We start from the raw sequence: 13412 nt of genomic DNA on the forward strand, positions 1-13412 counted from the left end.
GCTTTAAGGCCCTGCCCCCATGGTTTTGCGTTTTCGTCCCGTTGTCACCTCTCGTTTCGCCCTCGGCCTGCTGCTCAGCGGCGGCATTGGTAACAGCCTCGCGGCTGAAATCGAACTGCCGGCGGTGAACGTCCAGGGCCAGGATGAATCCGGCTACCGCAGTGAAACCGCCTCGGTGGGCGGCTTCGATAACGCGCCGCTGCTCGACACTCCCGCTTCGACCACGGTGATCAACGCCGCACTGATCAAGGACCAGCAGGCGCGCCTGCTCAGTGAAGTACTGCGCAACGATGCATCCGTGGGCGACAGCTACGCGCCCATCGGCTACTACGAGAATTTTGTGGTACGCGGCTTCTCGCTGAACGCGGCGAGCAGCTACAAGATCAACGGGCGCACCATCACGGGCGAGCAGAACGTCGCCCTGGAAAACAAACAACAGGTGGAAGTGCTCAAGGGCCTGGCGGGCCTGCAAAGCGGGATTTCCGAGCCCAGTGGTGTGATCAACTACGTGACCAAGCGCGCGGAGGATGTGCGCTCGGTAACCGTCTCCACTGACGACCGTGGCAGCGGCTACATTGCCACCGACGTCGGCGGCTGGTTTGGCAGCGAGCAGCAATTCGGCCTACGCGCCAACGTGGCCCATGAAGACCTCAACTCCTATGTGGAGCACGCCAACGGCCAGCGTGACTTTGTGTCCCTGGCGTTCGACTGGAACATCAGCCCTGACGCGGTGTTGCAACTAGATGCCGAGTACCAGAACAAACAGCAGCGCTCGGTGCCGGGCTACCAGTTGTTGGGCGGCACCGAAGTGCCCCACGGCGCCTCGCCAAAAAAACTGCTGGGGCACCAGAGCGGTTCGAAGCAAGTGGGCATTGACTCACTGAACCTCAACGGCAAGTTCGAGTACCGCTTCAGCGATCAGTGGAAAGGCAGTGTCAGCGCGGCGCGCAGCAAGGTAGTGATCGATGACTACAGTTCGTTTGCCTATGGTTGCTTCTACGTGACCGATTGCGGCACCGCCTTTTTCAGCCCTACCGGCGACTACGACATCTACGACTACCGCAGCCCCGACGACACCCGCCGTGACGACGAAGTGCAGGCGGCCATGACCGGGCTGTTCGACACCGGCAGCCTCGGCCATGAACTGACCTTTGGCACCAGCGCGTTCCGCCGGGTGGTCGACAAGCGCAAATCGGTCAACGAATACATCGGCAGCAGCAACATCAATGTTGACGCCCCGACCTTCACCCCCACCGACGTGCCGCTCAACGACAAGCACAAGCGCCTCGACAGCCGCCAGTACGGCCTGTTCGTCACCGACCGCATCCGCTTCAACGAGCAATGGCAAACCATCCTCGGGGGCCGTGAAGTGCGTCTGGATGAAAAAGCCTTCGACGAAAACGGCAATCAACAACGCCACACCCAGCGATACGAGTTTCTGCCCCAGGCATCGTTGATCTACAAACCGGTGGAAAACGTGTCGTTGTACACCAGCTACAGCAAAGGCCTGTCCCTGGGCGGTGAGGCACCTTGGACGACCCGCAACGACGGCGAAACCCTGGCCCCCACCACCTCACGTCAAATCGAAGCCGGCGTTAAATACGACTGGCGCCGCATGAGCTTTACCGCCGCTGTATTCCAGACCCGCCAGGCCTACCAGTACGCCAAGCCGGACGGCACTGGCCAATTCGACTATGTGCAACAGGGCGAGCAAAAAAACACCGGACTGGAACTGTCGGCCAACGGCTGGGCCACCGAGCGCCTGCAGATTGCAACCAGCGTGGCGGCGATTCGCGCGCGGGTGAGCGGCAGCGGTACTGCCGACTATGAGGGCCACCAAGCGATCAACGTGCCCAAGCTGCGCGCCAGTGTGTATGCCGATTACGCGTTGCCTTGGGTGAACGGCCTGGCGGTGCTGGGCGGCGTGCAATACAGCGCCAAGAAGTACGCCAACCGTAGCGGCAATGTGGAGGTGGGGGATTACGCAGTGGTGAACGTAGGCAGCCGCTACACCACCAAGGTGAGCGGCTATGAAACGGTGTTCCGCCTGAGCGTCGACAACCTGTTCGACAAGCGCTACTGGCGCGACGCGGGCGAGTACATGGGCGATGACTATCTGTTCCAGGGCGCGCCGTTGACGGCGCGCCTGAGTGCTTCGGTCAACTTCTGACGCTTACTTCGGCATCTTGCGGAAACCCACGGCCAGGCGATTCCAGCTGTTGATGGTGGCGATGGCCACGCTCAGGTCGATCTGCTCCTGAGGGCTGAACTCGGCGGCCAGGGCGTTGAAGTCTTCGTCCGGGGCGTGGGTGTGACTGATCAGGGTCAAGCTTTCGGCCCAGGCCAGTGCGGCGCGTTCACGCGGGGTAAAGAACGGCGTTTCGCGCCAGGCGGAGACGGTGTACAAGCGGCGCTCGGTTTCGCCGCCTTTACGGGCGTCGGCGGTGTGCATGTCGAGGCAGAAGGCGCAGCCGTTGATCTGCGAGACGCGCAGGCGGACCAGCTCCAGCAGGGGCAGCTCGATGGACAGTTTGCCGACGGCGGCTTCCAGGGCGAGCATGGCTTTCATGGCGTCTGGGGAGGCGGTGTAGAAATCGGTACGGGTTTGCATGAGGGTGCTCCAAGGCAGTGGGGATTGGTGGCTAGGTTAGTCATCGGGCCTTGGGGGAGGAATATCCAATTTTGGGGAAGAATGGGTGACCAATTTTTCTGGGGGCTTTGACTGAGTACATATCCGTTGCTGCGCTGATGGCTGATATGGGTTCCGCCCTTACGGCCAGTCCTTTCAAGGTATTTAGGTAGAACTGGCGATAAGTACCCTGTGGCGAGCGGACTTGTCGAATCGTCGCACCGCCCGCGTTGGGTTGCGAAGCGACTCTAGAAGGAGGAATGCGGTGAGTCAGGCACTCTTCGGCCGCTGGTTCTGGGGCTGCTTCGCCGCCCAACGCGGGAAAAGCCCGCTCGCCACAGTTGCAGTGTTCGCCCTTAATGGGAGGGTATCAGCCAGATATCGCTGGGTTTTCAAAGACCTTCAAAGGGCTGGCCGTAAGGGCGGATACAATACCCGCCATCACCGCAGCAACGGATATGTACTCAGTCAAAACCCCGAGCCATATGCTCCCCAATCCTCCCCCTCAACCACCGCTCCGCCGGATCATTGTCATGCACCCCGCTCCACACCATCGACAACTCCGCGGCATCAATCGCAAACGGCGGATCCTCCGCCCGTAACGACGTCCCCTCGGTCAACGCACACGCCGCATAATCCGGCACCGTCGCAATAATCTGCGTGCCCGCCAACAACGCCCGTAACCCACTGAACTGCGGCACCGCCAACACCACCCGCCGCGCCCGGCCGATCCTCGCCAAATCCAGATCGATATTGCCGCTCAAATCCCCCGAAAACGACACCATCGCATGAGGCCGTTCACAGTAGTCATCCAGGGTCAGCGGCTCAGTCCCCCCATCCCCACGCAAGACCTTGCACGGAATATCCCGCAGCTTCTTGCGCTTGGCATTCGCCGGCAAGTCAGTGGTGTAGCTCACTCCCACCGAAATCTCACCACTGGCCAGCAGCGACGACATCAACAGGTAATTGGCCCGGCGCACCACCACGATGATCCCCGGCGCCTCCTCGCGCAGTTGACTGAGCAACGGCGGAAACAGGCCAAACTCAGCGTCGTCCGAAAGGCCAATGCGAAACACCGCACAGCTGCTGGAAGGATCGAAATCCTTGGCACGGCTGACCGCGCCGGAGATGGTGTCCATGGCCGGTTGCAACTCCTTGAGTATCGCCACGGCGCGTGGCGTGGGCTCCATGCCCCGCCCGTTGCGCAGCAGCAACGGGTCGTCGAACAGGTCGCGCAGACGCCCCAGCGCCGCACTCACTGCCGGTTGGCCTATAAAGAGTTTTTCGGCGACACGGGTCAGGTTCTTCTCGAACATCAGTGCTTCGAAAATCACCAGCAGGTTCATGTCGACGCGGCGCAGGTCGTTGCGGTTCATGGGGCTATCCAAACGGTTGGCAAGCCCACAGATAAGCACGCAAAACCCGACTTGCATTGCATGCCTGTGCTGTCTTTTCCACCTGCGCACCTGGCGAAATTAACAACGATTAACTCGTCAGCCGGACGGTCCGGCAACAAGATTGGTGGCGTCTACACTGCATCCATTCACCGGGAACGCTCCCATCGACTGCGGATATTTGTCATGGCCCGACTCGAGCAATATGCCCCTCGTTTGTCCGCAACCGGAGGCCTGTGCCCTCGGCGCGAGCGCATCGCCAAACAACTGATCCTGGCCAACCTCGGCGAAAGCCTGGCCATTGCCGACCTGGCCCAGGCCTGCGCGTTGTCGCGCAGCCATTTTTCCCGGGCGTTCAAGTGCACCACCGGGTTGTCGCCACAGGAGTGGATCCGTCAACAACGTATCCAGCGCGCCAAGGAGCTGATCACCGGCTCGTCCCTGAGCCTGACGCAAATCAGCCTGGAATGCGGTTTTTGCGACCAGGCGCACTTCTGCCATATGTTCACCCGCAGCGAAGGTGTCAACCCGATGACCTGGCGAAATCACCACTCGCGCCACAAGCCTCAAGTGATCGCAGCCTAGTGGTCGGTGCGTACCTGGAATATGCTGGCCGCTCCCCATTTCCCAAGCATGGCCCCCCCATGAGCGACCCCGGCGACCAGGCCGTGCATTTCGGCCCCTATCGCATCCACCCGCGCCAACGCCTGGTACTGGAGGCGGGTCGCCCGCTGCGCTTGGGACGGCGCGCGGTGGATATCCTGCTGATCCTGCTGGAGCAGGCCGGCAATGTGGTGAGCAAGCAAGAATTGATCGCCCGCGTCTGGCCCAAAAGCGTGGTGGAAGACGGCAACCTGCGGGTGCATATGGCGGCGTTGCGCAAGGCCCTGGGCGATGGCCAGGCCGGGCAGCGCTATATCTTGACCGTGGCCCAGCGTGGCTACAGTTTTGTTGCGCCACTGAGCATCGAACCGATGACGCCACCTTCCGAAGGTGCCCCACAACGTCCCTGCCATAACCTGCCGTTGCGGCGTACCCGGATGATCGGCCGTCAGGCCTTGATCGACAGCCTGGTGCAGCAACTGCCGGAACAACGCTTTATCACCCTGACCGGCGCCGGTGGCATCGGCAAGACCACCGTCGCGCTGCGTGTGGCGGAATTGCTGATCGGCCATTACCGCGACGGCATTCGCCTGCTCGACCTGGCGCCTTTGAGCGCGCCATCGATGATCCTGCCCAACCTGGCAGCCCTGCTCGATCTCCCCCACGCCGAGCATGAACCCTTGACCACCTTTGCGCGCAACGTGCAGGAGCGCCAACTGCTGCTGGTGATCGACAACTGCGAGCACCTGCTTGACGACATCGCCCTGATCAGCGAGACCCTGCTACGCCATGCGCCCAGGCTGCACATCCTGGCCACCAGCCGGGAGGCATTGCGCGCCGAGGGCGAGTCCGTGCAGCGCCTGGAACCGCTGGCCTGCCCGCCCGTCACCGGCAACCGCGCGCAGGCACTGGGCTACCCCGCCCTGCAATTGTTGATCGAGCGGGCCATGTCCCATCAGGACAGCTTTGAACTGAGCGAAGCCGAGCTGCCGCTGGCAATCGATATCTGCCAGCGCCTGGATGGCATTCCGTTGGCGATCGAGTTGGTGGCGGCGCAGATCGAGCGCTTTGGCTTGCCAGGGCTATTGGTGCAGATGGAGGACAATTTCCGCCTGCTGACCCGTGGCCGGCGCAACGCCCTGCCCCGCCATCAAACCTTGCGCGCCACGTTGGACTGGAGCTTTGAGCTGCTGACCGCCTGCGAACAGATCTGCCTGCGGCGCCTGGCGGTGTTTCGCGGCGGTTTCAGCCTGGCCAGCGCGGCAGCGGTGATTGCCGGGGAAAAGATTGCACCGACCGAAGTGTTGGGCTCCATCACTCAATTGGTCGCCAAATCCCTGCTCAATGTCGAAGCCGGCGATGACGAGATGGTCTATCGCCTGCTGGACATCACCCGCACCTACGCCCTGGAGAAACTCAGCGTCGCCGATGAACTCGACACCACCCGCGAGCGCCACGCCGAACGCTGCCTGGCGCTGATGCACCAGGCCCAGGACGATTGGGAACTGACCGCGACCCAACCCTGGATCGACCGCTACGCGCCCCTGCGCGAAGACATCCGGGCCGCCCTCGACTGGAGCCTGAGTGACCAGGGTGTGCACGTGCTGGGCATGCGCCTCACGGTGAGTGCGATGCCGTTGTGGCAGGAGCTGTCGTTGCTGCGTGACCAGGGTTTGTACGTGGGCAAGGCCCTGGCACGGCTGGGCGAGTCAAGGACACCGAGCCAGCGCTTGAACATGGCGTTGCAGCTGGCGCTGGGCAGTTTTTCCTATCACACCCAGGGCGGCACGCCGCAGACCATCGAAGCCTTCCGTTGTGCCCGGCGCCTGGCGGAAGCCGGCAAGGACCTGGCCGGCCAACTGCGTGCGGTGTCGGGGCACATGGCCGTGAACCTGTGCTGCGGCAACTACCGTGAGGCCTTGGCGCAAAGCCTGCACTTCGACCGCCTGGGTCCCGACGCCGAGCCCCTGTTGGCCCTCAGCGCCCAACGCCTACGGGTATTAGCGCAACACTTCGCCGGCAACCAGGCGCTGGCGCAGCACAATGCCGAACAGGTGATCCAGCGCATGGCCCACAGCGGTCACCTCAACCGTTTTACCCACGGTTTTGGCGTGCAGTACGACCAGAGCGTCGCCTCGTTGACCATCCTGGCGCGCATCCTGTGGCTGCGGGGTTACCCGGAGCGCGCGTGGCGCACCGCCAGCCAGGCGTTGGCGCTGGCCTTGAACATCAACCATGGCACGTCGATCTGCTATACCTTGGCCCTGGCCGGGGTGGTCATCGCCTACTACAACGGCGACAACAAGGTGGCACGCGAGCAGTTGGACCAACTGTTGCAACAATCGCAAAAGCACTCGGTGCAGCTGTTCCAGACTTGGGCGCGCTGCTACGAAGGCACGTTGCCGATGGCCGATGTGCAGGGGCTGGGCCTGGTCGAGGACATCCTGGTGACGTTCAACGCCATCGAGGTCAGTGACGGGCTATTTGAACGCGCCAGAAATGGCCTCGCAGGTTGGTGCACCCCAGAGATTCTGCGGGTGCGTGCAGACAGCCTGACAGATCGCCGTGCGGCCGAAACGCTGCTGCTGGAAGCCTTGGGCCTGGCACACCAGCAAGGCGCGCTTGCCTGGGAGTTGCGCTGTGCCACCTCACTGGCAAGGCTGTGGCAGGCGCAAGGCCGCGTGCAGCCGGCGCGGGATCTGCTGAGTTCGATTTACGCGCGGTTCACTGAAGGCTTTGCCACCCAGGACCTAGTCCGCGTACGCCGCCTGCTCGACGAGTTGCAGGACAAACGGCCGGCCTGAAAACGGCCCCAGGTAATGCCCATAACCCTGCTGCAGACGCGCGACCTGCATCGGGTCGCGCAATTGCGTCAGGGCATAGCTGCGCACGCAGTTGAGCAGGCGGTAACGGGCATTGCCAGGGCCCGGTTCGAGGCTCAGCAACGAAGTACTGACCAGACGCTCCAGCAGGTAGGCCAGGTCGGCATGTTCCAACTCGGTGCCGGTGACCAATTCGCTCAAGGTGGGCAAGGTGACGGCCATCTTGAACAGGCTCAATTGGAGGAACAGCCAGCGCTCCGGCAGGCTCAAGCGCTGGTAAGTCCAGTCCAGGGCGGCGCTCAGGGATTGATGACGTTCCACCGCCGTACGCCGGCCCCGGCTCAGTACCTGTACGCCTTTGCACAATTGCTGCTGCAATCCCCGCACACCCAGGGCATCCACTTGAGCGGCCGCCAGCTCCAGGGCCAGGGGAATACCATCCAGGCGCCGGCAGATGTCACGCAGCGGGGCCAGGTCCTGAGGCCGCAGCACAAAGCCTTGCTGAGCCGCACGTACTCGGGCGACGAACACTTGCACCGCAGGGTTTACCATCGCCTCCTCGACACTGCCCAGCATTGACGGCGCAGGCACCGCCAGCCGGGGCACGCGCTGCACCCATTCGCCGGGGACTTGCAGGGTTTCACGGCTGCTGACCAGTACACTGACCTGGGGCGCCGCTTCGCGTAGCACGCGCACCAGGTGACGGCAGGCGCCGAGCAGCAAGTCGGCACCGTCCAGCACCAGCAGCAACTGACGGGTCGCCAATTGCCGGCCCAGTTCAGCCGCGCTGGCGCGGGGTTCAAGGTGCAGCGCCAAAGCCAGGTGGCGCAACATGCTCATCGGCGCTTCCACCGTGGCCAGGTCGACCCACCACACGCCGTCCCGATAACGCGGCAGCACCCGCTCGGCCAACGCCAGGGCCAGGCTGCTCTTGCCCACGCCGGCACACCCGGTGAGCGTCATCAGGCGTTGGCCGGACAAGCGCCGCACCAGCACACCCAACAGTTCATCGCAGCCCATCACCGGACTAAGGCGTACGGCGAGGTTATGCCGGGGTAACGTGGCCGACATAACGCCGTGTACGGGGGCGGCGAAACAGTAGCCACGCTGCGGATCGTTGAGAATGAAGCGCTGCCCGTCAAGGGCGCGACGCAGTGCAGCGATGTGCACCCGCAGGTTGTTTTCTTCCACCACGCTGCTCGGCCACACGCGCTCTATCAAGACAGCCTTGCTGATGTACTGCCCAGGCGATTCGAGCAGCACCGCGAGGATATCCAGCGCCCGCCCACCCAAAGGCACCGGCCAGCCTGCCTTGCTGACCAGACGTTGTTGCCGGTGAAAGACATAGGCGCCGAAACGCACCGTGCCTTCAGCCTCAATCGCCTGCGGGTTGTTCATCTGTGTAAAGCGCTGAAACACCCGGCCTTGGGCGTTCGCGCATCCTTTTCCATGGGCTTGCCGCTATCTTGCCAGTTGGCGATGACGGGACAATGCTGGCGCGGGGAGCGATACGGACATTCGGGTGCGCGAGACGGACATTCTGTCGTTAACTGAACTGCTGTCGGTATTGGGTCGGGTTGAGGCCCAGTTTTTCACTGAACAGAAAGCGCATGTGCCGCACGCTGCCGAAGCCTGCGTGGAAAGCCACGGTCTTGAGCGGCAGGTCGGTGGTTTCCAGCAATTGCCGGGCGCGGTCGATGCGCGCGCCTTGCAGGAATGCCATCGGCGTCATCTGCACATCCTTGGCGAATAGCCGCGCAAAATGCCGCGCGCTCATGCTGGCCAACTCGGCCATGGACTCGATGGTGAAGGCTTGGTCGAGGTGCTCCAGCACATGCTGCTGCACGCGGGTAATCGCGGTTTCCTGGGGCGCCACCGCCGCCGTCATCGGGCTGAACTGCGCCTGGCCGCCCTGGCGTTTCATCACCACCAGCAGCACCTTGGCCACTTCGACGGCAACCTGCTTGCCGTGGTCCTGGGCTACCACTGACAGCGCCAGGTCAATACCGGCGGTGACGCCACCCGAGGTGATCAGGCGCCCGTCCTGCAAATAGATACGGTCGGTTTCGACAATCGCCTTGGGGAACGCCTTGATCAGCCGCTCGGTGTAGTGCCAGTGGGTGGTCACGCGATGACCGTCCAACAGCCCGGCATGCCCGAGTACGAAGGCGCCGGTGCAGATCGAACCAAAGCGCCGTGCCCGTGGCGCCGCGGCCCTGAGCCAGGGCAATAACGCGGGGTGGCATTCGTTGTAGGCACCGGGACCGCCGGGCACCAGCAGCAGGTCGTAGGCATCCTGGGCCTGGTCCAGCAGCAGGTCGGTCTGTACCGCGACGCCATTGGAGGCGCGCAACGGGCCAGGCTCGGTGCCGAGGGTAAGGATCTGATAGTGATCCGCCGCTGGCAGGTAGCGATTGGCAATGGAAAACACTTCGAGCGGCCCGGCCATGTCGAGCAGGAGGAAGTCCGGAAACAGCGCCATGGCCACGGTTTTCATAAAAAGAAAGGTCCATCGATAAGGAATGCGGCGGCCATTATTACACGTTCACCACTGTCAACTTGAATGAGACAGTTATTCAGATTTCAGCTTCTTAATGAATCTTAGGATAACCATTAACCTTCTTCTCAACGCCGGAGCCCTGCATGTTGCAGCCCGCTCCCACTTGAGGATAAGACCATGCTGACCCTTCGCAAAGCTTCCGAACGCGGCGCCGCCAATCACGGTTGGTTGAAGTCGTTCCACACCTTCTCGTTTGCCAACTACTGGAACCCGAAAGAACAGGGTTTTTCCGACCTACTGGTGATCAACGATGACCGCGTCGCGGCCGGCAAAGGCTTTGGCCAGCACCCGCACCGCGACATGGAGATCTTCTCCTATGTGCTGGAAGGCGCGCTGGAACACAAAGACACCCTGGGCACCGGCTCGGTGATCCGTCCCGGCGATGTGCAGCTGATGAGCGCCGGCAGCGGCGTGGCCCACAGCGAGTTCAACCACAGCCAGACCCGTGGCGTGCACTTCCTGCAGATCTGGATCGTGCCGAATGAAGCCGGCGCCGAACCGCGTTATCAGCAGGAGCACTTCAGCGAGGCGCAGAAACGTGGGCGCTTGCAGTTGATCATCTCGCCGGATGGCAACGACGGTTCCCTCAGCGTGCGCCAGGACGCACGGGTGTATGCCGGGCTGTTCGATGGCGACGAAGCCGCGACCCTGGACCTGGCGCCGGATCGCCACGTGTACATCCATGTGGCCCGTGGCAGCGTTGAAGTCAACGGCCAGCGCTTGCAGGAAGGCGACGGCGCCCGCGTGCGGGATGAACGGCAGATTCATTTGAGCCAGGGCGAGGACGCCGAAGTACTGGTGTTCGACCTGCGCCCGCAGGAACTGCCGCAGATGCCATGACCGGGCTTGCGATGGCTCGCCGAAACGAGCCATCGCTGGCGTCGATAGTCACCATCAGCCCAATGAAGTTCTCTTAAAAAATGCAACGCGTAACATCAACCCCATACCCGCAACAACCCAACTAAAACACTCGGAGCACACCAACATGAAACGCCAAATCTTGCTTAGCCTCGCTTTCTCGGTACTCGCTGCCAACGCATTTGCTCACCCTGTTGTCGCTGAAGGCGGCTCGGATCGACTGATTGAAAGCCGTGTTGCAGAAGGTGGCTCGGACCGCCTGCAAAGTAACCGCGTTGCCGAAAACGGTTCGGACCGCCTACTGGAACGTCGTGTTGCCGAAGGTGGCGCTGATCGTCTGCAGGAACGTGGCCTGGCTGAAGGCGGTGCTGATCGCCTGCAAGAACGCGGCCTGGCTGAAGGCGGTGCTGATCGTCTGCAAGAGCGTGGTCTGGCTGAAGGCGGTGCTGATCGTCTGCAAGAACGCGGCCTGGCTGAAGGCGGTGCTGATCGTCTGCAAGGCAACAACGTTTAATCCCGCGCTGCTGGCGGGAACCCCAAACCGGCCTGATCAGCCGGTTTTTTTTCGCCCTCGTTTAATGCAGGTCGCGGTCGACCCACAGCACGGCCTTGCCAATCTGTTGCCGCGCTTCGATACGCGCATGCACCTGCTGCACGGTCTCCAGCGTGTAATGCCCTTCGATTTCCACCGTCAAAGCCCCTTCAAGCATTGCCGAAAACACCGCATTTGCCCGTCGCTGCACTGTGGCACCATCAGCCATGTGGTCCGCCAGCCGTGGACGCGTCAGAAACAATGAGCCCGCTTCGCCCAGTTCAATCGGATCCAGGTCCGTCAGCGAACCCGAGACATTGCCGTAATTGACGATCAGTCCGCGTGTACGGCAAGCGCGAAAACTGTCGCGCAAGGTGCTTTTTCCCAGGGAATCGAAGACCACATCCACACCCTGCCCGCGCGTGGCCTGCAACACACGGTCGGCAAAGCGGCCGTCGTCATACAGCCAGGCTTGATGGGCACCGCGTTCGTGGGCAATCGCGCATTTCTCGACGGTGCTGCCGGTGGCGAACACCGTAGCGCCCAAGTGCCGGGCCATCTGCACCAACAGCTGACCGATGCTGCCGGAGGCGGCGTGCACCAGGCAGGTGCTGCCTGCGCCCAAGCAGGCCACATCATTAATCAGATAATGTGCGGTGCAGCCCTGGAACATCGCCGCAGCCGCCTGATCGAAGGCGATGGCATTGGGAATCTGCGCGACCTTGGCCGCAGGTACCCGCGCATATTCAGCATAGGCGCCCCAAGCGATGCACCAAGCCACCCGGTCACCTACGTCCAAATGGCTGACGCCGTCGCCCACTTCCACCACCACGCCCGCGCCCTCCATGCCCAAGGTGCAGGGCAGACGCACCGGGTAGGTCGTCGACTGGGCGTATTTGCCCTGGCGCGTATGAATGTCCATGAAGTTGATCCCGGCGCACGCCACTTTGATCAGCACATGGTCCGCCACGCATTGCGGTTTGGGCGCATCCAGATGTAATTGCGCGACTTGCGGGCCGCCGTAGGTTTGCAAGGTAATGGCTTTCATCGGGAACAACTCCGTTCGCACTGGGAAGTCGCCATGGTAAAACGACGCTATCAGTAGGAAAATTCCCCAAACCATCCCAACCTCTGTGCGGAAACAACCCGATGTTCGATTGGCAGGATCTGTATTACTTCACTGTGTTGGCGCGGACTCAGTCGCTGTCGGCCGCCGCCCGTGAGTTGCAAGTGGAACATGCCACGGTCGGCCGCCGTGTGGATGCCCTGGAAAAATCCCTGGGCGTCAAACTGGTAGACCGCCTGCCGCGCAGCCGCCCTCTCACCGCACAGGGCATCGCCCTGGCTGAACTGGCGGCGGGCATGGGTGAACTGGCCACACAGGTCATGCGTCTGTCGAGGGTGGCGTCCATCGAAATGGCCGGCACCGTGCGGGTCAGTTGCCCGCCGTCCATTGCCAATTACTGCATCGCACCCCATGTAGCCCGCTTGCGTGCCAAATACCCGCAGTTGAATCTGGTGTTGATGCCCTCCACGCAATTGGCCGCGCTGGACAAAGGCGAGGCGGATATCGCCCTGCGCACCGTGCGTCCCGATGAAGACGCCCTGGTGCGCCGGAAGGTCGGCGTGGTGCGCTTCGGGCTCTATGGCCCGCCAGGCTTCCTGCAAAAACCCGCCGAGCAGTGGACATTTATCGCCTACGACAGCAGCCGCGACCACCTGCCCCAGCAGGCCTGGATGCATCAGCTGCGCGGCCACCGAGAAATCGCCTTTGCCGCCAGCGATCTGATCACGCAACAAATGGCCGCGCGCGCCCAGGTGGGCGCGGTGGTGTTGCCGACCTTGGTGGGCGATCACGACCCGTTGCTGGTCAAGCTGCCCACCGCGACCGACGGCCCGCTGCGGGATATCTGGCTCACGGTTTATCCGGATATGCGCAGGTCACCGCTGGTGAAGGTGGTGATGGAATTTTTGGTGGGCTGCATCGAGGGTGAAAGGCAGTTGCGGCGTTGAG

General features: G+C 62.4%; 11 protein-coding genes. 6 read left to right on the forward strand and 5 right to left on the reverse strand.

The genetic code is table 11. The features are described from left to right. Window positions 1-19 precede the first annotated feature (19 nt). Window positions 20-2170, forward strand: a complete 2151-nt coding sequence (locus tag ACP7EW_RS28275; protein ID WP_426221394.1) for a TonB-dependent siderophore receptor — start codon at window positions 20-22, stop codon at window positions 2168-2170. A 3-nt stretch (window positions 2171-2173) separates the two neighbouring features. Here the strand turns inward: ACP7EW_RS28275 and ACP7EW_RS28280 are convergent, their stop codons facing one another. Beyond that, window positions 2174-2611 carry a carboxymuconolactone decarboxylase family protein gene (locus ACP7EW_RS28280; protein WP_033898184.1) on the reverse strand — a complete coding sequence of 146 codons (438 nt, stop codon included), beginning with the start codon at window positions 2609-2611 and terminating at the stop codon, window positions 2174-2176. Between the two features lie 482 nt (window positions 2612-3093). After that, entirely contained in the window at window positions 3094-4005 is a 912-nt protein-coding gene (locus ACP7EW_RS28285) for a LysR substrate-binding domain-containing protein (protein WP_426221396.1), read from the reverse strand. Window positions 4006-4209: 204 nt separating this feature from the next. On the opposite strand from ACP7EW_RS28285, the gene ACP7EW_RS28290 reads away from it, so the two are divergent. Beyond that, the gene (locus ACP7EW_RS28290) at window positions 4210-4608 is read left to right on the forward strand and encodes a helix-turn-helix domain-containing protein (RefSeq protein WP_016977268.1); all 399 of its coding nucleotides are present in this window, start codon (window positions 4210-4212) and stop codon (window positions 4606-4608) included. Between the two features lie 59 nt (window positions 4609-4667). Continuing rightward, a complete protein-coding gene (locus ACP7EW_RS28295) occupies window positions 4668-7430 on the forward strand; it encodes an ATP-binding protein (protein ID WP_426221398.1) in 2763 nt (920 codons plus the stop codon). Here ACP7EW_RS28295 and ACP7EW_RS28300 read toward each other — a convergent pair. Then, a complete protein-coding gene (locus tag ACP7EW_RS28300; protein WP_426221400.1) occupies window positions 7377-8846 on the reverse strand; it encodes a winged helix-turn-helix domain-containing protein in 1470 nt (489 codons plus the stop codon). The genes ACP7EW_RS28295 and ACP7EW_RS28300 overlap by 54 nt on opposite strands. Before the next feature lie 148 nt (window positions 8847-8994). After that, window positions 8995-9945 carry a GlxA family transcriptional regulator gene (locus ACP7EW_RS28305; protein ID WP_426221402.1) on the reverse strand — a complete coding sequence of 317 codons (951 nt, stop codon included), beginning with the start codon at window positions 9943-9945 and terminating at the stop codon, window positions 8995-8997. Between the two features lie 180 nt (window positions 9946-10125). On the opposite strand from ACP7EW_RS28305, the gene ACP7EW_RS28310 reads away from it, so the two are divergent. Together ACP7EW_RS28310 and ACP7EW_RS28315 are read left to right on the forward strand one after the other, a co-directional pair. Continuing rightward, window positions 10126-10848 (forward strand): pirin family protein, encoded by a 723-nt coding sequence (locus ACP7EW_RS28310; RefSeq protein ID WP_426221404.1) that lies wholly within the window; start codon window positions 10126-10128, stop codon window positions 10846-10848. 145 nt (window positions 10849-10993) lie between these two features. Then, the gene (locus ACP7EW_RS28315; protein WP_061436410.1) at window positions 10994-11380 is read left to right on the forward strand and encodes a hypothetical protein; all 387 of its coding nucleotides are present in this window, start codon (window positions 10994-10996) and stop codon (window positions 11378-11380) included. Window positions 11381-11441: 61 nt separating this feature from the next. Here ACP7EW_RS28315 and ACP7EW_RS28320 read toward each other — a convergent pair whose 3' ends face one another. Then, entirely contained in the window at window positions 11442-12446 is a 1005-nt protein-coding gene (locus ACP7EW_RS28320) for a quinone oxidoreductase family protein (protein WP_426221407.1), read from the reverse strand. A 101-nt stretch (window positions 12447-12547) separates the two neighbouring features. On the opposite strand from ACP7EW_RS28320, the gene ACP7EW_RS28325 reads away from it, so the two are divergent. After that, window positions 12548-13411 carry a LysR family transcriptional regulator gene (locus tag ACP7EW_RS28325; RefSeq protein ID WP_426221409.1) on the forward strand — a complete coding sequence of 288 codons (864 nt, stop codon included), beginning with the start codon at window positions 12548-12550 and terminating at the stop codon, window positions 13409-13411. Window position 13412: the final 1 nt, after the last annotated feature.

The sequence above is a fragment of the Pseudomonas sp. DWRC2-2 genome (assembly GCF_049897885.1).
Classification (GTDB): domain Bacteria; phylum Pseudomonadota; class Gammaproteobacteria; order Pseudomonadales; family Pseudomonadaceae; genus Aquipseudomonas; species Aquipseudomonas azotoformans_A.